Origin of the sequence: Subdoligranulum variabile, from assembly GCF_025152575.1 — a bacterium.
GTDB classification, from domain to species: domain Bacteria; phylum Bacillota; class Clostridia; order Oscillospirales; family Ruminococcaceae; genus Gemmiger; species Gemmiger variabilis.
This window is the reverse complement of record NZ_CP102293.1, coordinates 759,520-784,041: the sequence shown is the minus strand read 5'-3', so window position 1 is coordinate 784,041 and position 24,522 is coordinate 759,520. Positions and strand designations below refer to the sequence as shown.

The following is a 24,522-nucleotide window of genomic DNA, read 5'->3' as shown; positions in this document are numbered from 1 at the left end:
CGCGGGGCGTTGCTTTTTATATGGCAATCGGCTATAATGTATTCTGTATGAATGTGTAGAAATGGGGCGAAGCGTGTGCACAATGATCTTCTGGTAGGATCCACCGGATTTGTGGGCGGCAATCTGATGGCCGCCCACGATTTTGCGGCGGTCTGCCACAGCAAGGACGTGGCGGTACAGTATGGCAGCCGCCCCGATCTTTGTGTGTACGCGGGGGTGCCGGCGGCTATGTTCCTGGCCAACGCCGACCCCGAGGCGGACCTGGCGGTCATGGCGGCCGCCCGGGAAAATCTGCGCAAAATCGCCCCCAAAGCGCTGGTACTGATCTCCAGCATTGCCGTCTATGGCGACAGCCGCGGCAAGGATGAGGACGACCAACCCGATACCGGAAACCTTTCGGCTTACGGCCGCAACCGGCTGCAGCTGGAGCATTGGGTGCGGGAGGATTTCCCCGATGCCCTTATTGTGCGTCTGCCGGCGCTGTATGGCAAGGGACTCAAGAAAAACTTCCTGTACGATCTGCGCACCATCACGCCGTCCATGCTCAAGCCGGAAAAATACGACGAACTTTCCCGGAAATCGGCGCTGGTGCGGGACGGCTATACCCTGGCGGACAACGGTTTTTACAAGCTCAACGGCGCCGTAAATGCTGCCGCACTGCGGGACTTCTTTGCCGGCAATGACTTCAACGCCCTGGCTTTCACCGATTCCCGCAGCCGCTACCAGTTCTACAACCTGGGCCGCCTGTGGAATGATATTGGTACCGCGCGGGCGGCGGGGCTGCATCTGCTTCACCTCTGCACACCGCCCCTCTCGGCGGAAAGGGTGTATACCGCGGTGACCGGCAAAACCGACTGGCATAACGAACTGCCCAAGCCTCCCTTTGATTACGACCTGCGCAGCAAGTACGCGCGGCTTCTGGGCGGCAGCGGGGCCTATCTCTGCACCGAACAGGAAGAACTGGACGATATACGGAATTTTTTGCAGCCGGGAAAGGAGCGGGACGATGCCCGTATGTAAGCTGGCCATCTCCAACATTGCATGGCATAAAAATGACGACGAAGCGGTCTACACCGCGATGCAGCAGGCCGGATTCACCGGCCTGGAGATCGCCCCCACCCGGATCTTTCCGGCGGAGCCCTATGAGAATCTGACCTCCGCCGCTCTCTTCGGCGGCTACCTGAAAAACCGCTGGGGCTTTGAAGTGCCCAGCCTGCAGAGTATCTGGTACGGCCAGAAGGGCAATATTTTTGATGCGGCCCAGAGTGAGGAACTGCTGGATTATACGGCGGGGGCTTTTCAGTTTGCCCACAGTCTGAACTGCCCGTCGCTGGTCTTCGGCTGCCCCAAGAACCGGATGCGGCCGCTGGGGGCCGAGGATGCTCTGGCGGAATCCTTCTTCATGCAGGCCGGCAATCTGGCGGCGCGGTACGGCGTGCGGCTGGCCATCGAGGCCAACCCGCCGGTGTATACCAACTATCTCAACGGCACCGCGGAAGCCTTTGCCCTGGTCAAACGGCTGGACAATCCCGGTCTGGCGGTGAATCTGGATCTTTCCACCATGCTGGCCCAGGGAGAACGGCTGCAGGATTTTGTGGATGACCTGCAGTACGTCAGCCATGTGCATATCAGTGAGCCGGGCCTTGCGCCCATCCAGAAGCGCCCGGAACACAAGGAACTGGCGCTGCTGCTGGGGGCTGTGGGGTATCGCGGCTATGTCTCGGTGGAGATGGCCAACACCGATCTGGACACTGTCCGGCGGACGCTGGACTACGTTGCGGAGGTTTTTGCATGATCGAATATGAACGCCATGACCTCTCCGGTGTGCCGGATTACCGTGCCGCCGAACTGGAAGCCCGGCTGAGCGATTACTGCCTGCTGATCCCCGTCATCAACGAGGGCGCCCGCATCCTGACCGAACTGGGCCGTGCCCAGCGGGCCGGGGTGGACAAGCTGTGCGATATTGTGATCTGTGACGGCGGTTCCACCGACGGCAGCATGAACCCCGAAACTCTGGCCCTCTACGGCGTCAATACGCTGCTCACCAAGACTGGCCCCGGCAAGCAGGGGGCCCAGCTGCGCATGGGCATCTATTTCGCGCTGGACCGGGGCTACAAGGGAATTCTGACCATCGACGGCAACAACAAGGATTCCATCGAGGATGTGCCCCGCTTTATCGAGAAGCTGCAGGCCGGGTACGACCTGGTCCAGGGCAGCCGGTTCCGCAGCGGCGGCCACGCCATCAATACGCCGCCCATCCGCTATGCGGCAGTGCGCCTCATCCATGCGCCGCTGGTCAGCCTGGCGGCTCACCAGTGGTTTACGGACACCACCAATGCTTACCGTGCCTACAGCCGGGAATACCTGACCCATCCCGAAGTGCGCCCGCTGCGGGACGTCTTCCAGGGGTATGAGCTGCTGGCCTACCTGAGCATCCGCGCCACCCAGCTGGGAATGCGCGCCTGTGAGGTCCCGGTTACCCGGGCCTACCCGGCCACCGGCAAAACGCCCACCAAGATAACCGGCTTCAAGGGCAACAGCGATCTGCTGAAAGTCCTGCTGGCTGCCATGGCGGGCAAGTACAATCCGTGACACTTTGGGCAGGCGGCAGAAAACCGCCGCACAGGGAAGAGCGCTGTGTTCTGTCCGGGCCGGTCTGCGCAGCAGAAAGGATCTTTCATGAACTACGACAAAATCATCCTGGGAGCCGGACTGTACGGCCTGTATGCGGCGCAGAAATGCGGTGCGGCGGGCCAGCGCGTCCTGGTGCTGGAACGGGACCCGGCGCCTTTCATGCGGGCCACCTATATCAACCAGGCGCGGGTGCATATGGGGTATCATTACCCGCGCAGCTACTCCACGGCCATCAAGAGCGCCCATTATTTTGAACGGTTCTGCCGGGATTACGGTTTCTGCCTGTACACCGAATTCGACCAGATCTACGCCACCAGCGCCCATTTTTCCTGGACCAACGCGGCGGAATTCCGCCGCTTTTGTGGGGCAGCGGGGATCCGCTGCGACGACGTGGCCCCCACCAAGTATTTCAATCCCGGCCTGTGTGACGGCGCTTTCCTGACGACAGAATATACCTATGACGCCCAGGTGCTGAAGAAGTGGTTCCTGGAACAGCTGGCAAAACAGCCCAACGTAACGGTACAGTACAACCATAAGCCGGAACGCATCGAGCGCGTGGGCAGAGCATGGCGGGTGACGGCGGGGGAGATCACCGCCGAAGCGCCTTACCTGCTCAATGCCACCTATGCGGGTGTGAATGATGTGCACGCCCTGCTGGGACTGCCGCCTTTCCAGATCAAGTACGAAAAGTGTGAACTGATTCTTTGTACAGTGGACGAGCGGCTGAAAAACACCGGCATCACGGTGATGGACGGGCCGTTTTTCAGTCTGATGCCTTTCGGACAGACCGGGCTGCACAGCCTGACCAGCGTGACCTTCACCCCCCACGAAACCAGTTACGACAGCGTGGCAACCTTCCCTTGCCAGCAGGAGAGCGGCGGCCGCTGTGCGCCGGGCAGCCTTTATAACTGCAACGAGTGCCCGGCCAAGCCGGTGAGCGCCTGGCCCTACATGAGCCGACTGGCCCGGAAGTATCTGAAAGAGGAATACGGCTTTGCCTACCACAGCAGCCTGTTCAGCATGAAGCCCATCCTGAAAGCCAGCGAGATCGATGACTCCCGGCCTACGGTGATCCGGGTGATGTGTGAGGAACCCAAGCTGGTGAGCGTATTGTCGGGCAAGATCAACACGGTATACGATTTGGACGAGGTGCTGGAACTGTGAATACCAAAGAGAAAAACTTTATTTCGGCGGTCGTCTATCTCCACAATGACGGCCCCCGGGCGGCGGAATTCTGCCGGACCATCGCGGCCGAGCTGGATGCCCATTTTGCCCAGTACGAGCTCATCGCGGTGGACGACGCCTGCAGCGACGACACGGTGGAAGCCCTGCGCGCCTGGGGCAAAGAGCAGTCTGCCCCGCTGACCATCCTGCACATGAGCCTCTACCACGGGCTGGAAAACGCCATGAACGCCGGGCTGGATGCCTCCATCGGCGATTACGTCTACGAGTTCGATTCCACCGGGATGCCCTATCCGGTAAGCTGCATTTTCGAGGCTTACCGCACGGCGCTCCAGGGCAACGACATTGTCTCGGTCTGCCCGCGTACCACCCGCAGCGGCGCCAGCAAACTTTTTTACAAGATCTTCAACGCCAATTCCCATTCGCCCTACCGGCTGCGCACCGATGCCTTCCGGCTTGTCACCCGGCGGGCCATCAACCGGGTACACGCTTCCAGTGCCCATCTGCCCTACCGGAAGGCTGCCTACGCGGCCTCCGGCCTCAAAATGACCGACCTGGTGTTTGACGGCCGGATGATCGAAAAGCAGGCGGGACGCTTCAATCTGGCGGTGGACAGCCTGGCGCTCTACACCGACGCCGGCTTCAAGACCAGCATGGGCATCACCCTCTGCATGCTGGTGCTGGCCCTGGCCGAATTGCTGTACACCCTTGTGATTTTCTTTACCGGACATCCGGTGGCCGGGTGGACGACCACGATGTTCGTCATCACCGTGGGCTTTGCCGGTCTGTTTGCCGTGCTGACCATTGTGGTCAAATATCTGTCCCTGCTGCTGGATCTGACCTTCAAACAGCAGAAATATCTTGTGGAAAGCATCGAGAAACTGCAAAAATGAAAAAATCCCGCCTGCAACTGAGCTCCCGCGCCTTCTGGCTGTGCGTCGCACTGCTGGTGTGTTTGCGCTGCGCACTCACCGGCTTTCAGCAGGCATATACTTGGGTGGGCGGCGCGCCGCTGGACGATGAACTGATGTTCCGCGCGGCCAACGCCGTCTCGGCAGGGGAGTGGCTGGGGGCCTATGACTACCTGACCCTCTCCAAGGCCATGTTTTTTCCGGTGTGGGCGGCGCTGCTCCATCTACTGCATCTGCCCTATCTCGTGGCGGGGGCAGCCTTGTGGTGCGCTGCTTCGCTGCTGGCGGCCTTTGCGTTTTCTCCGTTGTGGCGGCAAAAAAACACAAGCCGAATCTGTACTCTGGCGCTGTTTGCCTTGCTGGCCTTTCTGCCCTCCAGCTGGGCGTCCTACACTTTGCGCTTTTATCGGGATAACATCTTTCCGGCGCTCTGCCTGATTTTTTTCGCCGGTATGGCCGGCGCGGCGCTCCGGATCGTGCGCGCACCTGCCGCCGGAACGCGCCGCTGGCCCTGGGTGCTGGCGGCCGGCATTGGTCTGAGCTGCGCCTACCTTGACCGCGAGGACGCAGGGCTGTTCCTGCTGCCCTTTGCGGCGGTGGCCACCGTCGTTATGGTGGTGGTGCTGGTCCGTGGCCGACGCTGGCGCAGCTGCGCCGCCCAGCTCCTGCCCTACGGTGTGCTGGCGGCAGCCGTGCTGACTTTCTGCGGCCTCAATTACAGCCATTACGGCGTGTTTGCCCTGTCGGATTTTTCGGAAGGTTCCTTTGCCGCGGCCATGGGCGCCATGATGCGGGTGGATACCGACAGCGAGGAACCGCTGCTCTCGGTACCTGCCGACGCCCGCGCCCGTATCTACGAGGCGGTACCCGAACTGGAACCGCTGGCCTACTGGCTGGAGGAAGACCTCCAGATGCAGAATGATTTCCGGGACCCGCAGCTGGACGATTACCGGGCAGGCAGTTTCTACTGGGCCATCCGCCGTGCCGCCCAGTATGAGGGCATCTACGATACCCCCCAGAAGGCGGACGCCTACTGGCAGCGTGTGGCCGATGCTATCAACGCAGCCTGCGATGACGGTACCCTGCCCAGCCGCACGGGGGAGCGGGCGGCCACCAGCCAGCCCATCAAGGCATCCTATGTGGCGCCTACCCTGGCCGAGACGGTGCGGGGGATCGTCCATGTAGTGACCTTTGCGGACTGTGCGCCCTATGAAACGCTGCGCTCCATCGGCACCGAGGAGGATATTGCACAGTGGTCCTCCTATCTGCACTGCGGCCTCAACAACGCCGCTGAGGCGGGCAAGGATACGCCCTATTACAGCCCCTGGCAGAAGATGGCCTTCGGCGTGATGGAAGCCATCGCCTGGGTCTATCGTGCCCTGTTGTGGCTGGGGCTGCTGGCGGGGTTGGTCTGCCATTTCGCAGCGCTGCCGCGGGTGCTGCGCCGCCGCACCGCCGGCGAGGTGGTGCCCTGGCTGCTGCTCTTCGGAGTTCTGGGCATGGCGCTGCTGCGCTGTGCCATGATCGCCTTTGTGGAAGTGTCCAGCTTTGGCATCGGCACCAGTACCATGTACCTGGCTACGGTGCATCCGCTGTTTTTGCTCTATGCGTTTGTGTCGGCCGCAGCGTTCGGCAGACCGAAAAAAGGAAAGGAGAACGCTGCATGACCGATCTTCTGATCATCGGGGGCGGTGCCGCCGGCCTGATGGCGGCGGGGGCTGCCTGCGCCCGCGGGCTGCGGGTCACGGTGCTGGAACACAACCCCAAGGGCCCGGGACAGAAACTGCTCATCACCGGAAAAGGACGATGCAACGTCACCAGCGACAGCGATGTGCGGGAATTCCTGCCCTTTGTGCGCCACAACGGCCGGTTTCTTTATTCCAGCCTGTATGCCTTTCCGCCTTCGGCAGCGATGGAACTGTTTGAATCCCTCGGTGTGCCGCTGAAAACCGAGCGGGGCCGCCGGGTCTTTCCCCGGAGTGACCGGGCGGCGGATGTGCTGGCCGCGCTGCGCAGCTATGCCCGGGAGGCAGAGTTTGTGCGCGGCAGCGCCAGGAAGCTGCTCCTGGAGGAAGGCGTCTGCCGGGGCGCCGTGACCGACCGCGGTCAGACTTTGCGGGCGTCGGCCACCCTGATCGCCACCGGCGGCATCAGCTACCCGGTCACCGGCAGCGACGGCAGCGGCTACAAACTGGCTGAACAGGCGGGACACGCCATTGTGCCGCCGCAGCCCAGCCTCTGCAGCCTGGTCAGCCCCGACCCGGCCTGCCGCAAAATGATGGGGCTCTCACTGCGCAACGTGAAACTGACGCTGCTTTGTGACGGCAAACCGCTGTTCTCGGAGCAGGGCGAGGCGCTGTTCACCCACTTCGGCCTGTCGGGACCGCTGGTGCTGTCGGCCAGTACCTACATCGAGGATCTGGCCCGTCACCGGTATGTCTGTGAGTTTGACCTCAAGCCGGCCCTGGACGAGAAGACCCTCTATGACCGGCTGACCCGGGATTTTGCCGCCCTTGGCGGGCACAGTGCCCAGGGGGCGCTGGAAAAGCTGCTGCCTCACTCCATGCGCCCCGTGGCGGTGGAAAAATGGGGTGTGGACCCCGCCACCCGGGCTGCGCAGATCACCAAAGAGCAGAAGCAGGCGCTGGTCCGGCTGTGCAAACACTGGCAGGTCCCCATCACCGCCCTGGGCGACCGGGAACATGCGGTGGTCACGGCAGGCGGCGTGGATGTGCGGGAGGTGGACCCCAAGACCATGGCCAGCAAATGCTGTGGGGGACTGTATTTCGCCGGGGAAGTGTTGGATGTGGATGCCCGCACCGGCGGCTACAATCTGCAGATCGCCTGGTCCACGGCCCAGGCGGCGGTGCGTGCCGTTGCAGAAAACCAAGGATGAATCCGGGCGCTCTGCCCGTCAACAATAGGATACGAGGTGTTTTTCCATGATTTCTGTTGCCATCGACGGCCCTTCCGGGGCCGGTAAGTCCAGCCTGGCCAAGCGGCTGGCGGCAGACCTGGGCTATGTCTATGTGGATACCGGTGCCATGTACCGGACTATCGGGCTCTATGCTGCGCGGCAGGGCGCCGATCTGCACAATGCCGATGCCGTGGCGGCACTGCTGCCCCAGATCCGGCTGGACATCCGTCTGGAGGACGGCACTCAGCATGTCTACCTGAACGGGGAGGACGTGAGCGAAGCCATCCGTGCCGAGGCCATCGGCATGGCGGCATCGGCCGTGTCGGCCCATCCGCCGGTGCGGAACTTCCTGCTGGATACCCAGCGCAGCCTGGCTGCCAACCAGAATGTGCTGATGGACGGCCGGGATATCGGCACCGTGGTGCTGCCCCATGCCACCGTCAAGATCTTCCTGACCGCCAGCCCTGAGGCCCGCGCACAGCGCCGCTGCAAGGAACTGCAGGAAAAAGGGCAGAATGCAGCCTATGAGACGGTACTGGCGGACATCCGCCAGCGGGACTATCAGGACACCCACCGGGAGATTGCGCCGCTGAAGCAGGCGGAGGACGCTGTTCTGGTGGACACCAGCGACATTGATTTCGACCAGAGTTTTGCGCTGCTCAAGCGCACGATCCTGGAACACATCTGACAGGGAGGCCGCACATGCTGCTGTATTGGATCATTCTGCCCATCGTCTGGGTTCTCGCGCGGCTCGTCTGGCGCATCGAGGTCGTCGGCCTGGAACACTATAAGGCCGTGCGCGACGGCCGTGCCTATGTGATCGCGTCCAACCACATCGCCAACCTGGACCCCGTGTTCATCGCCATTGCCGTCATGGACTGGCGCCGCATGTGCGTGCTTGCCAAAGAGGAACTTTTCAAGAATCCTTTCATCGGCTGGTTCCTGCGCTGCATGGGGGCAGTCTCCATCGAGCGCGGCAAGGGGGACACCGCCACCATCGACAGGGTCACTTCGGCCTGCCGCAAGGGCACCGGCGTGCTGATCTTCCCCGAAGGCACCCGCACCAAGAACGGCAAACTGGGGGTCCTGAAAAGCGGTGCTTTTGTCATTGCTGCGGCGGCGGGGGCCGACATGCTGCCCTGCCGCATCATCTACCATACCAAGGACGGCAAGCTGCACCTGTTCTGCCGTATCCGCATCGTTTTCGGTCCGGCTATCCCCGCTTCGGAATTGCAGATCGCCGATGCAGGGCATAAGGTCACGGCACTGCGTCATATGAAGAACAAGCTCAAGACTGCGCTGGAAACCCTGCTGGAGGAGAACGCCTTTGAACCCTATCCCGTGCAGGAGGAGGCGTCGGCCGGTTCTGTGGCCCCGCCGCTGCCCCAGGGGGATACCCCGTCCCAAACCTGAACATTTCACAAGGAGTCCGTTTATGAAAGTCATCCGAGCCAAGACCGCCGGTTTCTGCTTCGGCGTGGACCGGGCCGTCAAGCTGACCTATGATCTTTTGGGGCAGGGGCGCCGCGTAGCGACGCTGGGGCCCCTGATCCACAACCCGCAGGTGGTGCAGGACCTGGAAGCCAAGGGTGCGCTGACCTGTGACGGGGTGGAGGATGTGCCCGACGGGTACGAGGTGATTATCCGAAGTCACGGTGTGCCGCAAAATGTGTATGAGAAAATAAGCACACGTGGCCTGGCGTATCATGACGCCACCTGCCCGTTTGTAGCAAAAATCCATAAATTGGCCGCAGAAGCGGGCAAAAAAGGTGCGCTTCTGCTGGTGGCAGGGGATGCGAACCACCCCGAAGTACAGGGAATTGTGGGCCATGCGACGGGCCCGGTGCGGGTTTTTGCCGATCTGGAAGAGCTGCAGAATTTGCTGCCGGAGCTTTTGCAACAAGAGTCCATTCATGTGGTGGCGCAGACGACTTTTCGTGTAGAAAGTTGGGAAAGCTGCAAAGCTTTTTTAAAAAAAGAGTGTACAAAAGCCGAAATTTTTGATACAATATGTAACGCAACGTGGGCGAGGCAACAGGAAGCGGAAGACCTCAGCCAAAAATGTGATCGTATGGTCGTCATTGGTGGTCATCATTCTTCCAATACCCAAAAGCTGTTACAGGTCGCCGCCAGGCATACCACCGCCATCAACGTCGAGACTGCTGATGAACTCGACCCTGCATGGCTGGCTGGTGCCGAAACGGTGGGCGTGACGGCCGGGGCTTCAACGCCTTCGTCTATAATTGAGGAGGTACTTAACAGTATGAGTGAAGAGATCCGTGACGACATGAGTTTTGAGGAGATGCTCGCAGCATCTGAAGCAAAACCCCTGTATGCAGGCAAGATCGTAAAAGCCAAGGTCATCAGCGTTTCCCCGACGGAATGTGTCGTCGGCATCGATGGCTCCAAGCACACCGGCGTTGTGACGCTGCGTGAGATGAGCCATGACCCCAACGCCAAGATGGAAGACCTTGTTAAGGTAGATGACGAGCTGGATCTGGTGGTTGTGAAGACCAACGACCAGGAAGGCGTGGATACCCTTTCCCGTGTCCGTTTCGAGGCCCAGAAGGGCATGAAGGACGTCGCTGAGGCTGCCGAAAACGGCACCGTCATGGAAGGCGATGTCATGGAAGCCAACAAGGGCGGTGTGGTCGTCAATGTGAAGGGCGTGCGCGTCTTCGTGCCCCGTTCTCAGGCCACCATGCGCCGTGACGAGGACTACACCAAGCTGGTGGGTCAGCATGTCAAGCTGGTCATCACCGAGTGCGCCGGCCGCAAGATCGTCGGCAGCATCAACAAGGTGACCGCCGAGGCCAACAAGGCCAAGCGCGAGGAGTTCTGGGCCAATGTCGAGGTCGGCAAGAAGTACCAGGGCGTCGTGAAGAGCCTGACTTCTTACGGTGCTTTCGTGGACATCGGCGGTGTGGACGGTCTGTGCCACATCAGCGAGCTGAGCTGGTCCAACATCAAGCATCCCTCTGAGGTCGTCAACGTGGGCGATGAGATCGAAGTCTACGTCAAGAGCTACGATCCCGAGAACCAGAAGGTCTCCCTGGGCTACAAGAAGGAAGAGGACAACCCCTGGGTCAAGCTGGAGAATGAAGTGCCCGTGGGCACCGAGTTCACCGCTCCGGTGGTCTCCATCACCAAGTTTGGCGCCTTTGTCCGCATCATGCCGGGCATCGACGGTCTCGTTCACATCAGCGAGATCAGCAACGAGCGCGTCAACAAGGTGTCCGATGTGCTGAAGGTGGGCGACGAGGTCCGCGTCAAGCTGACCAACGTCGACTTCGACCGCAAGCGCATCAGCCTGTCCATGAAGGCTTGCCTGAACGAGGACGAGAGCGCCGAATAATTTTTCTTCGCAACCGTAAGGGGGCCTGCCTGTCAGTACAGGCAGGCCCTTTTTGTTGAAAAAAGTGGAATTATGCAAAAAATCAAAGATTTCATCGTAAAATATTACGAGGGCCTGGCCTACCTGTTCTTCGGCGGGGTGGCCACCCTGTTGAACCTGGTGCTGTTCGCGGCGTTCCAGGCAGCCTTCGGCACGGACTTTGCCGCCGGCATCGGCAACGTCATCGACAACATCATCTGTATCCTCTTCGCCTATTGGACCAACCACACCTTCGTTTTCCGCAGCGAGAACAAGGGCAAGGCGGCCCTGGCGGAGTTCGGGCAGTTTGTGTCCTGCCGCATTGCCACGATGATCATGGACCAGTGCATCATCTGGCTGGGGGTCTCCCTCATCGGGCCCCATGTGGCGTTTGCCGCGGCCAACGGCGAACTGTGGGCCATGGGCGTCAAGCTGTTCAGCCAGGTCATGGTCATCCTCTCCAACTACGTGTTCAGCAAACTGTTCATTTTTAAAAAGAAATAAGGCTTCAGCCGCCGTGGTATCTACGGTCGGTTTGTACGATTTTCTGATTCCCGAAGGAGGCAACTCTCATGAACAAGAAAGTCCGCGGTCACGGTTTTCGCCTGGTCGGTCTGATCCTGGGCATTGTCGGTGCCACGATCAGCATCACGTCCATCGTCTTCTCGGCACTGGGCCTGCACCAGGCACGTCTGTGCAAACACTGTACGAAAGGAGATAATTTCCGTTGAAATACACCAAGGAATATATGCTGAGCAAGGTGGATCACACCCTGCTCAAGCCGGAGGCCACCTGGCCCCAGATCCAGACTCTCTGCGATGAGGCCATCGCCAACCACTGTGCTTCGGTCTGCATCAACACCTGCTATGTCAAGCAGGCGGTGGAATATATGGCCGGTCGGGTGCCGGTGTGCTGCGTCGTCGGTTTCCCTCTGGGTGCCATGGACACCCGGAGCAAGGCCTTTGAGGCCAAGACGGCGGTGGAAAACGGCGCCTCGGAAGTGGATATGGTCATCAACATCGGCTGGCTGAAGAACAAGCAGTACGATGACGTCCGTGCCGACATCGCCGCCGTCAAGGCGGCTGTGGGAGACAAGGTGCTCAAGGTCATCATCGAGACCTGCCTGCTCACCGATGAGGAAAAGATCAAGATGTGCGACATCGTGCCCGAAGCCGGTGCCGACTTCATCAAGACTTCCACCGGTTTCTCCACCGGCGGCGCCACCTTCCATGACGTGGAACTTTTTGCCGAGCACGTCAAGGGTCGCTGCAAGATCAAGGCGGCGGGCGGCATCTCCACCGTGGAGGACATCGAAAAGTTCCTCGACCTGGGCGCTGACCGCCTGGGTACCTCCCGTGCCGTCAAGCTGCTGACCACCGGCGAGTCCGGCAGCGGCTACTGATCCGGAACCAAGCCATCACTTCTGCGCCCGCTGCCCAGCGGGCGCTTTTTGTATAGAGCCCGGCCCCTTTGCATAGGTTTGAAAAAACCACAAGGGGGCTTTTGTCTATGCATCCATTGCTGCTCACCACCCTGGCCGGGCTGTCCACCGGCCTGGGCGGCCTCATCGCCCTGCTCTTCCGCCCCGGCGAAAAGCTGCTCACCGTCAGCGCCGGTTTTGCGGGAGGCGTTATGCTGGCAGCCTCGCTGGCTGATCTGGTGCCCGGGGCGCTGACCTTTTACAGTGCCTATCTGCCACCGCTGGGCTGCGGAGCGGCGCTGGTTCTGTTGCTGCTGGCTGGCATGGTGGTGGCGGCCCTGCTGGGACGGCTGTTGCCCGACGAGGCCGAACTGGCGTTGCGCCTGGCGGGGGACAGCGCCCGCACGGCGGCCCTGCGCACCGCGCTGCTCACCGGCACGGCCCTGCTGCTGCACAATTTTCCCGAAGGCGTGCTGACCCTCTTTGCCGGAACGGCGGACCCGGCCCTGGGATGGCGCACCACCCTGGCCATCGCCCTGCACAACATTCCCGAAGGACTGGCTGTGGCGGTGCCCTTTGTCTTTGCCCTGCACAGCCGGACGCTGGGAGCCCTGGCGGCCTTCCTCTCGGGATTGGCCGAACCGGCGGGAGCGGTGCTGGCTCTTCTTTTTCTGCAGCGGTGGTTTACCCCGGGGTTCCTCAACGGTACGGTGGTGCTGGTGGCGGGGGTCATGCTGTGGGTGGCTTTGGGACAGCTGCTGCCTGCGGCGCTGACCGGACGGAACCGGATCGTCGGACTTCCCGGTGCGGCGGCGGGCATCCTGCTGATGCTGCTGGGCATTGCGGCTTTGCCCTGAATGTGTTATACTATACCCTGTATCAATGTTGAAAAAATGCCGGGAGGGATGCCGCGTGAAGAGCCGAATCATCGCCCTTGCGCTGGGCGTTGTGCTGCTCAGCGGTTGCAGCACCTCCAATGACGTGGAGACGCTGCTGCGGGCACCGCAGCTTTCCGGCGAGTCGGCTGCCGTGCAGAAAGCCCTCAACAGCTATCTGGGGGGCAGTGCCACGCTGAAGTATCCCGCCAGCGGCGACTTCCTTTCTCCCTTTGCCTTCGGCGACTGGGATGGTGACGGCACCCAGGAAGCGGCGGTGCTGTATACCGCCGACACCACAGGCTCCAACGTCTTTCTGGCGGTGCTGGAACCCAACGGGGAGGACAGCTGGCAGGTCAGCCGCACGGTGGAGGGACTTTCCAGCGAGGTGGAAACCTTCTCGGCCGCCCACCTGCGGGATGCCCAGAGCCAGCAGATTCTGGCGGGGTACGGCAGCGCCCAGGGGGACCGCTACCTGGTGGTGTATGAATACAACGGTACCGAGCTTTCCACCATCATCAGCAATCGCTACAGCGAGATGGTGTTGGGGGATTTCACCGGCAAGGGAGATACCCAGGATCTGGTGCTGGCGCTGCCCACCGATACCGAGTACGGCGGTGTGACCCTGCAGCTGCTGACCAACGTGGACGGGGAATTCCGTTCCTACCAGACGCTGAATCTGGGGGAGGGATCCTACAGCGGCTGCGCGGCGCTGAGTGCCGGGCAGGGGCGGGATGATGCCATGTATCTCGTGATGGATGCCTGGTCGGGCAACAACAGCCTGGTGTCGGACATCATCCTCTACGATGAGGAGACAGGCTTCCTGCAGCCCTATCATCCTCCGGGCCTGACAGACCCCCAGCGCAGCACCCTGCGCTACCACACCGAGCTGCTCAGCCGGGACATCGACGGCAACGGCACGGTGGACATCCCCGTGGAGGTGGATGACGGCGGGAATCTGCAGTCGCCCATGGACAAGAGTCTGGTTTTCTTGCTGTGGAAGGACTATGCCGGTGCCGACGGGGGACACAGTCATTTCGGCATCTATGACAGCAAAAACAATTTTTATATGTCCCTGCCGGAATCCATGCACGGCAGCATCCTGATCCGCAGCAATCCCGCGGGCAATGGCTGGATGATCTGCAACAGTGACGGCACCACCGTCTACTGCGAGATGCGGGTGGTGGACCCGGCGGAGGAGACCGACAGCGGTGCGGCAAGCTACGAGCGGATCGCCAACATCGGCAGCCAGCAGTTGCAGGCGCGGATCGTGACACCCTATTACGGACTCAGTATTGACTCCATCACCGGCAGCACAGTGCTGCTGGGACTGGAATGAGGAAAGGGAGCGCAGTATGAAACGAGTTTTGGTCGTGGAAGACGAGGCCAGCATCCGGGAGATGGTGGCCCTGAACCTCAAGATGGCGGGCTGGGAAGTGCTGGAAGCGCCCAGTGCCGAGCGGGCGCTGGAACTGATGCACAAGAGCGAGCCCTGCGATGCGGCGCTGCTGGACATCATGCTGCCCGGCATGGACGGATTGAGCCTCTGTGAGACCATCCGCCGCGACGACAACGACATCGGCATCATCATCGTGTCGGCCAAGGGACAGGAGAGCGACAAGATCCGCGGCCTTTCCATCGGCGCCGACGACTATATCACCAAACCCTTCTCGGTGTCGGAACTGGTGGCGCGGCTGGAGGCACTGACCCGCCGCATCAAGCGTGGCTCCTCCTCTCCCAAGGCGGCGGAGGAACCCGAACAGCTGGTCAGTGGTCCCTTTGTGCTGGACGAGAAGAGCCGGGTGCTCTACAAGGCCGGCAAACCCATCGACCTGACCCAGGTGGAGTTCCAGATCATGGAATTGTTCTTCCGCAACCCGGCCACCGCCCTGGTGCGGGAAAAGATCCTGGAGGGTGTCTGGGGTGAAAACTACTTCGGCGACGTCAAGATCGTGGACGTCAACATCCGCCGCCTGCGGATGAAGATCGAGGATGAACCCAGCAATCCGCAGCACATTCTCACCGTATGGGGCTACGGCTACCGCTGGAACGCCTGAGCGTCGGCACATCACAAGGGGCACCGCGGTGCCGGAAAGGGGAAAGGGCGATGGCAAAGACCAGCATCATCCAGCGCTGGATCAAGGGCAGCCTGCTCATTATGGTGCTGGTGCTGTTCGCGGCCGAAGCAATCTTCCTCTACAACAGTTATCGGGAACTGTATGGCGGTGTACAGCATGCCATCGAAAACCGGTTCTCCACCATTGCGGGCCGCCTGCAGGCCACCGGCACGGCGGGGGATAGCCTGGAAACCGCCGAAAGCCGGGGTCAGGCACTGCGGCGCACGGTGGAACAGTTTGACGAAAAGGACAAGTTTGAATTCATGCTGCTGGACGCCCAGGGCGTCATCCTGACCACCAGCAGCGGCACCATGACCCGGGATCTGACGGACGGCACCGATTTTGCCCAGGCCCTTACCTCGGCCAGTGGCATGGGACATGCCATCTTCACCACGCCCCAGGGGGAGCGGGTCATGGCGGTGACCTCGCTGGTGCCCTACGCGGCGGGCAACATCGCCGCCATGCGGATGGTCACCAGCCTGACCCTGGTGGACCGGCAATGGGGACAGTATGTGGCGCTGTCGGCAGGCATTGGCGTGCTGGCGTTCCTGCTCATGCTCTGGAGCGGGCTGTTTTTTGTGCGTTCCATCGTGCGCCCGCTGGGCGAAGTGGAGGCTACAGCCACCCGCATTGCCCGGGGCGATCTTCAGGCCCGGCTGCCGGACACCAAATACAACGATGAGATCGGCCGCCTGTGCGGCACTATCAACCAGATGGCGGAGGACCTGGCCGAGACCGACCGGCTGAAAAACGAGTTTATCTCCTCGGTGAGCCATGAGCTGCGCACGCCGCTGACCTCCATCAAGGGCTGGGTGGAAACCATCAAGAACATCGATGATCCCACCAATGAAAACTATCGCCGGGGCCTTGCCATCATCGGTACCGAGACCGACCGGCTGTATACCATGGTGGAGGAACTGCTGGATTTCTCGCGGCTGCAGAACGGCATCCAGCTCCACTGCGAGGTGCTGGACCTGGTGGCGGAGGCCACCGACGCGGCGCTGTTTGTGGAGGCCCGCATCCGGCAGGAGGGACTGCACTTTGTCTACGAGGAACCGCCCGAACCCTACCCGGTCTGGGCGGATCCGGCGCGGCTGCGGCAGGTCTTTGTGAACATCTTCGACAATGCCATCAAATACTCCGACCCCGGCGGCACCATCTTCCTGACCATCACCCGCACGCCCGAAACCGTAACGGCGGCGGTGCGGGACCAGGGCCGGGGTATCGCCCCGGAGGATCTGGACAAGGTCAAACAAAAATTCTTCAAAGCCAAAAACTCGGTGCGCGGATCGGGCATCGGTCTGGCGGTGGTGGACGAGATCGTCCAGGCCCTGGGCGGCAAGGTGGAGATCGCCTCCGCTCTGGGCCAGGGAACGACGGTCAGCATCACGCTGCCGGTCTACCATCCGGGGCAGGAACACCTGCACGAGACCATCTGATCCGCAGCCAAAAGGAGACATTATGCCCAAGGAATTCCGCACCTCCGTCGGCGGCCAGGCCCTGATGGAAGGCATCATGATGCGCGGCCCCGAAAAAATCTGCTGCGCGGTACGCCGTCCCGACGGGACCATCGACCTGAGCTACGACACGGTGCATACCCACTGGTACAATAAGGTGCCGCTGGTACGCGGCGTCTGCAATATGGTGGAAAACCTCTACAAGGGGTACCAGTATCTCATGCGCGCCGCCGATATCGCCATGGAGGGGGAGACCGAACCCGCTGAATCCAAGTTCGACAAATGGCTGGAGGATCATATGGGCCCGGCTGTGCAGAACGTTCTCATGGGGGTGGCGGTGGTGGCCGGCGTGGCGCTGGCCCTCTTCCTGTTCACCTTTCTGCCTACCTTCCTCACGGGAGTGATCAGCCAGGTCGTCCCCATGGGGCGCTGGCCGCGGGTCATCCTGGAGGGGGTGCTCAAGATGGCCATCTTCCTGGTCTACATGTTCCTGTGCACCCGCTACAAGGAGATGCACCGCGTCTTTGAATATCACGGTGCCGAGCATAAAACCATCGCCTGCTATGAGGCGGGGCTGCCGCTGACGGTGGAAAATATCCGCAAGCAGAGCCGCTTCCACCCCCGCTGTGGTACCAGCTTCATGATCCTGGTCATTATCATCAGCATCTTCCTCTACGCGGTACTGCCCTGGACCAGCACTGGCCTGCGCATCGTGTACAAGCTGTGCATGTTCCCGCTGCTGGTGGGCATCTCCTATGAGGTGCTCAAGTGGGCCGGACGGTCGGACAGCCTGCTGTCCCACATTGTTTCCCAGCCGGGGCTTTGGATGCAGCGGCTGACGACTTTTGAACCGGATGACTCCATGATCGAGGTCGCCATCGCCGCTGTCACCCCCGTTCTGCCGGAAAACCGGGAGGATGGTCGCTGGTGAACGCTGCATTTCAGTCCCTCTGTGCCCGGCTGCAGGCCGCCGGTGTGCCCGACGCCCGGTTCGATGCGGCCCAGCTCTACCGTTTTGTCACCCGGCGGGACCCCCGCCTGGACGATGGTCCCACCGACGCCGAGGCCGCCCGTCTGGATGTGCTGGCCACACGGCGTGCCGCGCGGGAACCGCTGCAGTATCTCTTGGGAGAGTGGGATTTTCTGGATTTCACCCTCAAGGTGGGCCCCGGAGTCCTTTGTCCCCGGGCGGACAGCGAAGTGGTCTGTGAAACGGCCATCGAGCTGCTTCGGAATGTCCCGCATCCGACCGTGCTGGACCTCTGTGCCGGTACCGGCTGTCTGGGCTTGGGCGTTGCCCGGGCCTATCCTGATGCCCGGGTCACCTGCGTGGAAAAAAGCGGGGATGCCTGGCCATATCTGCAGGCCAATACCATGGATACCGGGGTGGAGACGGTCCGGGCGGATGTATTCAGCTGGTATCGCACCCTGGCCCCGGAGAGCGTGGACCTGATCCTCTCCAACCCGCCCTATCTGACGGCAGGGGAGATGCGGGCGCTGATGCCGGAGACCTCCCATGAACCGGCCATGGCGCTGGATGGCGGCACCGACGGCCTGGATTTTTACCGGCTGCTCTGTGCCCGGTACAAGGCGGCTTTGCGTCCCGGCGGCTGGCTGGTCCTGGAGATCGGCTGCGCCCAGGCCGCCCAGGTGCTGGCGCTGGGCGGGCAGTACGGCTGGCAGAACGGACGCTGCCGGAAAGATTACGGCGGCAACGACCGGGTCGTGGTACTGCAGAAACCGGAAAAAGATGGCTGAAAGTCCCGTCTATAGGATAATTAACACACAACATAAGGTTGTAATTTTTGCGCGAATCGTATATAATAGACCCAAACGCAAAGGATAAGAGCGATTGTAACAGATAAAGGAGAAACGCAAGATGGCAGCTAAAAAAGATACAACCCCTAAGAGCAGCGGTCCGGCCACCGACAAGAAGGCCGCGCTGGAGACCGCCCTGGCTCAGATCGAAAAGCAGTTCGGCAAGGGCGCCGTCATGAAGCTGGGCGCCAATGTCACCATGCAGGTGGATGCGATCCCCACCGGAAGCCTGGGCCTGGACCTGGCCCTGGGCATTGGCGGTCTGCCCCGCGGCCGTATCATCGAGATCTATGGACCGGAATCTTCCGGTAAGACGACGCTGGCCCTCCAGGTGCTGGCGGAAGCCCAGAAGATGGGCGGCGAAGTGGCTTTCATCGACGTGGAGCACGCCCTGGACCCGGCTTACGCCAGCGCACTGGGCGTGGACATTGACAGCCTGCTGGTCAGCCAGCCCGACACCGGCGAGCAGGCCATGGAGATCTGCGAAGCGCTGGTGCGTTCCGGCGCCATCGACGCTGTGGTCGTGGACTCTGTGGCAGCCATGGTGCCCCGGGCCGAAATCGAGGGTGAGATGGGCGACAGCCATGTGGGTCTGCAGGCCCGTCTGATGAGCCAGGCGCTGCGCAAGCTTACCGGCGTCATCGGCAAGACCAACACCGTCTGTATCTTCATCAACCAGCTGCGTGAGAAGGTGGGTATTGTCTATGGCAACCCCGAAGTCACCACCGGCGGCCGCGCGCTGAAGTACTATTCCAGTGTGCGGATCGATGTGCGCCGCATTGAAGGCCTGAAGGATTCCACCGGCGCCTTCATCGGCAACCGTACCCGCGCCAAGATCGTCAAGAACAAGGTGGCACCGCCCTTCCGTGAGGCGGAGTTCGACATCATGTTCGGCGAGGGCATCTCCAAGATCGGCGAGATCCTGGATCTGGGCGTCAAGCTGGGCATCGTCCAGAAGAGCGGCGCCTGGTTCAACTACGGCGAGATGCGCCTGGGCCAGGGCCGCGACAACGCCAAGCAGTTCCTGAAGGAGCACCCCGAGGTCTCCGACGAGATCGAGAAGATCGTCCGCGCCAATGCCGACCGTTTGCTGGCGGCCGGCAAGAAGGGCACCGTCAAGCCGCTGGATCCCAGTGAGCTGGTCAAGCCGGTGACGGCGGCCGAAGCACCTGCTGCGTCCGCCCCGGCTGCCAAGACCACCGGCAGCGAAGTGGATCTCGACATTATGGTTGACGAATAATGCCCCGGCTGACCCAGATCAAGGAGACAAAAAAAGGACGGCTCGCCCTCTTTCTGGACGGGGAGTTCGTCTTTTCCCTGGATGAGGATACCTTCGCGCGGGCCAACCTGCACGAGGGAGACGACCTGGAACCCTGGCAGGTGGAGGACCTGCGCAAGCAGAGCGACACCCGCCGTGCGTTGGACAAGGCGATGGATTATCTGTCGCTGCGGGACCATGCCGCGGGGGAACTGTACCAGAAGCTCTGCCGTAAATTCGATGAACACAGTGCCGCCTACGCGGTGGCCCGTGCGGGAGAACTGGGCTTGCTGGACGATGCGGGCTTTGCCCGGCGCCGGGCAGCCGAACTGCTGCGCAAACGCAAGTCCCGGCGGGAGATCCTGCGGGATCTGGCGGCCAAAGGCATTGACCGCGACACCGCCGCCGACGCCGTGGAGGCCCTGTACGACACGGACGAGGACGGTGAGAATCCCGAGCTGACCGCCGCCCGGGCGCTGGTGGAGCGGCAGTATGCTGCCAAGCTGGCTGCCGGCAAGCGGGACCAGGTGGCGGCTGCGCTGGCCCGGCGTGGGTTTTCCCACGCCATTATCCGCGAAGTGCTCGCGGAGGACGAAGACTGACCCGAACGCGTCTGCCCTCCGGCAGACACCAGACTCTATACGCATAAGGACGTACCTATGAACATTGCCATCATTTCTCTCGGCTGCCCGAAAAACCAGGTGGACGCCGACGTTTTTTGCCATGCTCTGCTCAAGGAAGGGCATACCACGGTAGCCGATCCGGCAGAAGCCGATGTCATCATTGTCAACACCTGCGGCTTCATCGAGTCCGCCAAGGCGGAGGCCATCGAGAATATCCTCATGGCCTGCCAGTACAAGCAGCAGAACCCTGACCTGAAAGTCATTGTGACGGGCTGCCTGGCGGAGCGCTACAAGCAGCAGATCGTGCAGGAAATCCCCGAGGTGGACGCTGTCATCGGTATCGGTTCCAACGCGGCGATCCCCGCCATTGTGGCCCGGGTCTGCGCGGCGGGGGCCGGTCAGGTAGAAAGCTACGGCCCCAAGAGCGACATGCCTCTGGGCGGTGCCCGGGTGATCTCCACGCCGCGGCACTACGCCTACCTGAAAATTGCCGAGGGCTGCAACAACCGCTGCCATTATTGTGCCATTCCGCTGATCCGCGGTCCGCTGCGCAGCCGTCCCATCGAGGACTGCGTCGCCGAAGCCCGCTGGCTGGCAGGGGAGGGGGTACGGGAACTGATTCTCGTGGCCCAGGATCCCACCGCCTACGGCGAGGACTGGGGCAAGCCCGGTGCCGTCTGTGAGCTGCTGGACCGTCTGCAGCAGATCGATGGCATCCGCTGGATCCGCATCCTGTATGCCTATCCCGAGCGCATCAGCGACGCTTTCATTGCCGCCATGGTGCGCAACACCAAGGTGGTGCCCTACCTGGATCTGCCCATCCAGCACTGCGACGATGCCGTGCTCAAGGCAATGAACCGCCGCGGCGGCCGTGCCGATATTGAGGACGCCATCGCCCGGCTGCGGGCGGCCATTCCCGGTATCACGCTGCGCACTACGCTGATCGCTGGCTTCCCCGGCGAGACCGAGGAACAGTACGCTGAACTCTGTGACTTCGTCAAGACCATGCGGTTTGACCGGCTGGGCTGCTTTGCCTACTCGGCGGAGGAAAACACCGTGGCTGCCAAAATGGATGGCCAGCTGGACGAGGAAACCAAGCAGCGCCGCGCTGACCATATCATGGAACTGCAGGCGGAAGTCAGCGCCGACCGGGAAAAGGAAAAGGTGGGGCAGACGCTGGAATGCATCTGCGATGGCGTGGACGATGAGACCGGCATGTATCTGCTGCGTTCCAAGGCGGATTGCCCCGAGATCGACGGCAATGTGCTGACTCCGGCCGACACTCTGCTGGAGACCGGCGCCTTCTACAACGTGACCATCACCGATGCCGATACCTACGACCTCTACGGCTATGTGGAGGAAAAACTGGAGGACTGAGTCATGAATTTGCCCAATAAACTGACGATGCTGCGTGTGATCCTGGTGCCGGTATTTATGGTGTTCGCGGCATTCAGCCGCTATGGCACCTCCGATTACAATCAGACTTTCATGCTGGTGGCGGGCATCGTCTTCGCAGTGGCCAGCATCACGGATTTTCTGGACGGCTACCTGGCCCGCAAATACCATCTGGTCACTGATTTCGGCAAGTTTATGGATCCCCTGGCCGACAAATGCCTGACCACCGCTGCGTTTATTTACATGGTGGCCGACGGCATCTGCTCGCCGGTGGTGCTGGCCGTGATTCTGTTCCGGGAATTTGCTGTGGCCGGTGTGCGGATGATCGCCGCTGAGTCCGGCACCGTCATCGCTGCCAACATGTGGGGCAAGGTCAAGACGGTGCTTCAGATGCTGACCATCCTGTTCTACTACTTTGCCGCGGCGCTGGGCGGCCCCACCGATGTCATGGGCGTGGGTCTCATCACCCAGGTGTTGTGCTGGCTGGTGGCTGCCGCCACGGTGATCTCCGGCGGCATCTACCTGTGGCAGAACCGCGCCTGCTTCATGCAGGCCAAATAAAAACGGGGGACTACTGCTTTGCCGAACTTTTCGCCCCGCGCAAAAGTACAGCAGTATTTTGCCAGAATGACCCGCGCCGAGCGGGCCGTTCTGGCTTTGCTGTGTGTTTTTGCCGTTAAATTTCTTTTCAGTACCGCGGCCCGGTTTCTGCCGGTGCTGCAGTGGGTGGACAGCCTGGGCAGCGGCCGTCATCCGGTGGATCTCTGGCTGCTCCTGCTCTGCTGTACGGCGGTGCTGGGCACCTTCTGCCTCTACCGCCGCGCCCTGCATGCGGTGGGGGCTCGCCTGACCCGCTTCGACGGCGTTGTGCTGGCGGTTTGCTGCCTGCTCAGCGCGGCTTTCTACCTGCACGCCATGGTGGGCCGCCAGAGCCTGTACCTCTGGGACAATGCTACCTACTATAATCTGCAGATCCGTCTGGAATCCAATTTTGCAGACGGCGTCTTCATGGGCGTGGGATCTACGATCTACAAGACCTGGTTCAACGACTACGCGCCTTTTGTCATCAACATTCTGCTGGAACCCTTCTTTATGTTCACGGCACGGACGGCCAATACCTTTGCCATCCTTTGCGCCCTGCTGATTCCGTCGCTGGTGTATTTCAGCGCACTGGTGTTCCTCATGGCCCTGCGCCGTCAGCTGGCCCCCCGGGCCCCGCGGCTGTTCACAGTGCTGGGCATGGCGTTTGTGCTGCTCATGCCGCTGATGCATGTGGCCCTTTACCGCGGTATGCCTGACCTGCTGGGCGTGGCTTTCGCCTTCATGCTCATGGCCCTGCTCACCGGGTATGACTTCGATCGTCCAGCGCCTGCCCGCCTGGTCAGCCTGACCACCTTTACCGGCCTTCTGATCCTGACCCGCCGCAGCTATATGTTCACGGTGGTTACGATTTTCCTGTTTTATGGCGTTCGTGCGTTGGTGCAGGCTCTCCGTGGCCGGAACCGCCAAGCTTTGCTGCGCTTTGTGCGGTTTGCCGTGGTATCGGTGCTCTGTGTCGGCCTGCCGCTGGCACCCATGTTCTGGCGCATTGTCCGTGCCGACTACAGCGACCGCTATGCCACTTATCAGACCGGCGGTTTCCTTTCGGAGCTGAACAACCAGCGGGTCTATCTGGGGTATTTTCTGCTGGCGGTGCTGGTGGTTGGCGTATTATACGGACTGTATAAAAAAGGAACAAAATTTCTTTCTGTACTTTCAATTGCTGGTGCAGTTCTCACGATTCTGCTGGTGACCCGGGTACAGAACATGGACGACCATCAGTCGCTGGCGGTGGCACCCTTCTATCTTTTGGGCTTTTTCCTCTGCGCGCTGGCGGTGGCCAATCTGCGCCCCTGGCCGCTGCGGGCCGTACCGGCTGCGGTGCTGGGGGGCATGTGCGTGCTCAACTTCGGGGCCTGCAGCCAACTGCTGCCGCCGCGGTATATTCCTACGGAGGTTTACAGCGGACTCTATTTCTTTGTGGACGACATACGCGACGATATGGAAGGAATTGCAGCGGTCAACGACTGGCTGCGGGAAAACTGCAGCGGAACCAATTCCGCCTATATGATCTGCCATGGCAGCAAGTATAGCGCAGATGTTTTCCGGGCGGCAGCCCTGCCGGACGAGAGTATCCGTTCGATCCTCGCCTACGGGGCGGTGAATCCCGGTAATGATGCGTTCCCGAAGGAACTGTTCACCGCGCAGGCGGTGCTGACCTGCACCCCCTTTGACCCCAACAACCATACCGAGAAGATCAACAGTGCTTTCCTGGAAAACCAGGACAAGTATCAGCCCTTCGAGGTGGCGGCTACCTTCGATATGGGCAACGGGTATACGATCACGGCCTACCGCCGCATCAAGGCGCCTACGGTGGAGGAGCTGGACACCTACCGCCGCTGGCTGGCAGAGGAAGACGCCCAGTTCCCCTACAATTTCAGCGCCGTGTGGGATCAGCTGGAAACGGAGTTTGCAAATAATGGCTGAAGGCTTGCAACAGGGC

Annotated in this window: 24 protein-coding genes; all 24 read left to right on the top strand. The window is 61.3% G+C overall.

Annotated elements, in window-relative coordinates; translation table 11 throughout:
- The first annotated feature begins 75 nt into the window (after positions 1-75).
- Positions 76-1,020 (top strand): sugar nucleotide-binding protein, encoded by a 945-nt coding sequence (locus tag NQ490_RS03995; protein ID WP_198005056.1) that lies wholly within the window; start codon positions 76-78, stop codon positions 1,018-1,020.
- On the top strand, positions 1,007-1,795 hold the full coding sequence (locus tag NQ490_RS03990) for a sugar phosphate isomerase/epimerase family protein (protein ID WP_007047562.1): 789 nt from the start codon (positions 1,007-1,009) through the stop codon (positions 1,793-1,795). The genes NQ490_RS03995 and NQ490_RS03990 overlap by 14 nt, the downstream gene beginning before the upstream one ends.
- A complete protein-coding gene (locus tag NQ490_RS03985; protein WP_007047561.1) occupies positions 1,792-2,592 on the top strand; it encodes a glycosyltransferase family 2 protein in 801 nt (266 codons plus the stop codon). The genes NQ490_RS03990 and NQ490_RS03985 overlap by 4 nt, the downstream gene beginning before the upstream one ends.
- An 87-nt stretch (positions 2,593-2,679) precedes the next feature.
- Entirely contained in the window at positions 2,680-3,798 is a 1,119-nt protein-coding gene (locus tag NQ490_RS03980) for an FAD-dependent oxidoreductase (RefSeq protein WP_007047560.1), read from the top strand.
- A complete protein-coding gene (locus NQ490_RS03975; RefSeq protein WP_007047559.1) occupies positions 3,795-4,709 on the top strand; it encodes a glycosyltransferase in 915 nt (304 codons plus the stop codon). Before NQ490_RS03980 ends, NQ490_RS03975 begins: the two co-directional genes overlap by 4 nt.
- Positions 4,706-6,394 (top strand): hypothetical protein, encoded by a 1,689-nt coding sequence (locus NQ490_RS03970; protein WP_007047558.1) that lies wholly within the window; start codon positions 4,706-4,708, stop codon positions 6,392-6,394. Before NQ490_RS03975 ends, NQ490_RS03970 begins: the two co-directional genes overlap by 4 nt.
- Positions 6,391-7,623 carry a BaiN/RdsA family NAD(P)/FAD-dependent oxidoreductase gene (locus NQ490_RS03965; RefSeq protein WP_007047557.1) on the top strand — a complete coding sequence of 411 codons (1,233 nt, stop codon included), beginning with the start codon at positions 6,391-6,393 and terminating at the stop codon, positions 7,621-7,623. Before NQ490_RS03970 ends, NQ490_RS03965 begins: the two co-directional genes overlap by 4 nt.
- 46 nt (positions 7,624-7,669) lie before the next feature.
- Entirely contained in the window at positions 7,670-8,332 is a 663-nt protein-coding gene (cmk, locus tag NQ490_RS03960; protein ID WP_007047556.1) for a (d)CMP kinase, read from the top strand.
- A gap of 14 nt (positions 8,333-8,346) precedes the next feature.
- Positions 8,347-9,057: a lysophospholipid acyltransferase family protein gene (locus NQ490_RS03955; RefSeq protein ID WP_007047555.1), complete on the top strand. Its 711-nt coding sequence runs from the start codon at positions 8,347-8,349 to the stop codon at positions 9,055-9,057.
- A gap of 22 nt (positions 9,058-9,079) precedes the next feature.
- Positions 9,080-10,999 carry a bifunctional 4-hydroxy-3-methylbut-2-enyl diphosphate reductase/30S ribosomal protein S1 gene (locus NQ490_RS03950; RefSeq protein ID WP_007047554.1) on the top strand — a complete coding sequence of 640 codons (1,920 nt, stop codon included), beginning with the start codon at positions 9,080-9,082 and terminating at the stop codon, positions 10,997-10,999.
- Positions 11,000-11,071: 72 nt separating this feature from the next.
- A complete protein-coding gene (locus NQ490_RS03945; protein ID WP_007047553.1) occupies positions 11,072-11,521 on the top strand; it encodes a GtrA family protein in 450 nt (149 codons plus the stop codon).
- 68 nt (positions 11,522-11,589) lie between these two features.
- Positions 11,590-11,748 (top strand): hypothetical protein, encoded by a 159-nt coding sequence (locus NQ490_RS03940; RefSeq protein ID WP_007047552.1) that lies wholly within the window; start codon positions 11,590-11,592, stop codon positions 11,746-11,748.
- A 17-nt stretch (positions 11,749-11,765) separates the two neighbouring features.
- A complete protein-coding gene (deoC, locus tag NQ490_RS03935) occupies positions 11,766-12,419 on the top strand; it encodes a deoxyribose-phosphate aldolase (protein WP_040918209.1) in 654 nt (217 codons plus the stop codon).
- A gap of 107 nt (positions 12,420-12,526) precedes the next feature.
- Entirely contained in the window at positions 12,527-13,294 is a 768-nt protein-coding gene (locus NQ490_RS03930; protein WP_007047549.1) for a ZIP family metal transporter, read from the top strand.
- A 55-nt stretch (positions 13,295-13,349) separates the two neighbouring features.
- Positions 13,350-14,651 carry a hypothetical protein gene (locus tag NQ490_RS03925; RefSeq protein ID WP_040917816.1) on the top strand — a complete coding sequence of 434 codons (1,302 nt, stop codon included), beginning with the start codon at positions 13,350-13,352 and terminating at the stop codon, positions 14,649-14,651.
- A gap of 16 nt (positions 14,652-14,667) precedes the next feature.
- A complete protein-coding gene (locus tag NQ490_RS03920; RefSeq protein WP_007047547.1) occupies positions 14,668-15,369 on the top strand; it encodes a response regulator transcription factor in 702 nt (233 codons plus the stop codon).
- Between the two features lie 50 nt (positions 15,370-15,419).
- Positions 15,420-16,868: a sensor histidine kinase gene (locus tag NQ490_RS03915; RefSeq protein ID WP_007047546.1), complete on the top strand. Its 1,449-nt coding sequence runs from the start codon at positions 15,420-15,422 to the stop codon at positions 16,866-16,868.
- 22 nt (positions 16,869-16,890) lie between these two features.
- Positions 16,891-17,817: a DUF1385 domain-containing protein gene (locus NQ490_RS03910; protein WP_007047545.1), complete on the top strand. Its 927-nt coding sequence runs from the start codon at positions 16,891-16,893 to the stop codon at positions 17,815-17,817.
- Positions 17,814-18,644: a peptide chain release factor N(5)-glutamine methyltransferase gene (gene prmC / locus NQ490_RS03905; protein ID WP_007047544.1), complete on the top strand. Its 831-nt coding sequence runs from the start codon at positions 17,814-17,816 to the stop codon at positions 18,642-18,644. Before NQ490_RS03910 ends, prmC begins: the two co-directional genes overlap by 4 nt.
- A 121-nt stretch (positions 18,645-18,765) precedes the next feature.
- Positions 18,766-19,944: a recombinase RecA gene (recA, locus tag NQ490_RS03900; RefSeq protein WP_007047543.1), complete on the top strand. Its 1,179-nt coding sequence runs from the start codon at positions 18,766-18,768 to the stop codon at positions 19,942-19,944.
- Positions 19,944-20,564, top strand: a complete 621-nt coding sequence (locus tag NQ490_RS03895) for a regulatory protein RecX (protein WP_007047542.1) — start codon at positions 19,944-19,946, stop codon at positions 20,562-20,564. Before recA ends, NQ490_RS03895 begins: the two co-directional genes overlap by 1 nt.
- A 57-nt stretch (positions 20,565-20,621) precedes the next feature.
- Positions 20,622-21,962 (top strand): 30S ribosomal protein S12 methylthiotransferase RimO, encoded by a 1,341-nt coding sequence (gene rimO / locus NQ490_RS03890; RefSeq protein ID WP_007047541.1) that lies wholly within the window; start codon positions 20,622-20,624, stop codon positions 21,960-21,962.
- Between the two features lie 3 nt (positions 21,963-21,965).
- Positions 21,966-22,541, top strand: coding sequence for a CDP-diacylglycerol--glycerol-3-phosphate 3-phosphatidyltransferase (pgsA, locus tag NQ490_RS03885; protein WP_007047540.1), 576 nt, complete (start codon positions 21,966-21,968; stop codon positions 22,539-22,541).
- 18 nt (positions 22,542-22,559) lie between these two features.
- Positions 22,560-24,506: a hypothetical protein gene (locus NQ490_RS03880; RefSeq protein ID WP_147644693.1), complete on the top strand. Its 1,947-nt coding sequence runs from the start codon at positions 22,560-22,562 to the stop codon at positions 24,504-24,506.
- Positions 24,507-24,522: the final 16 nt, after the last annotated feature.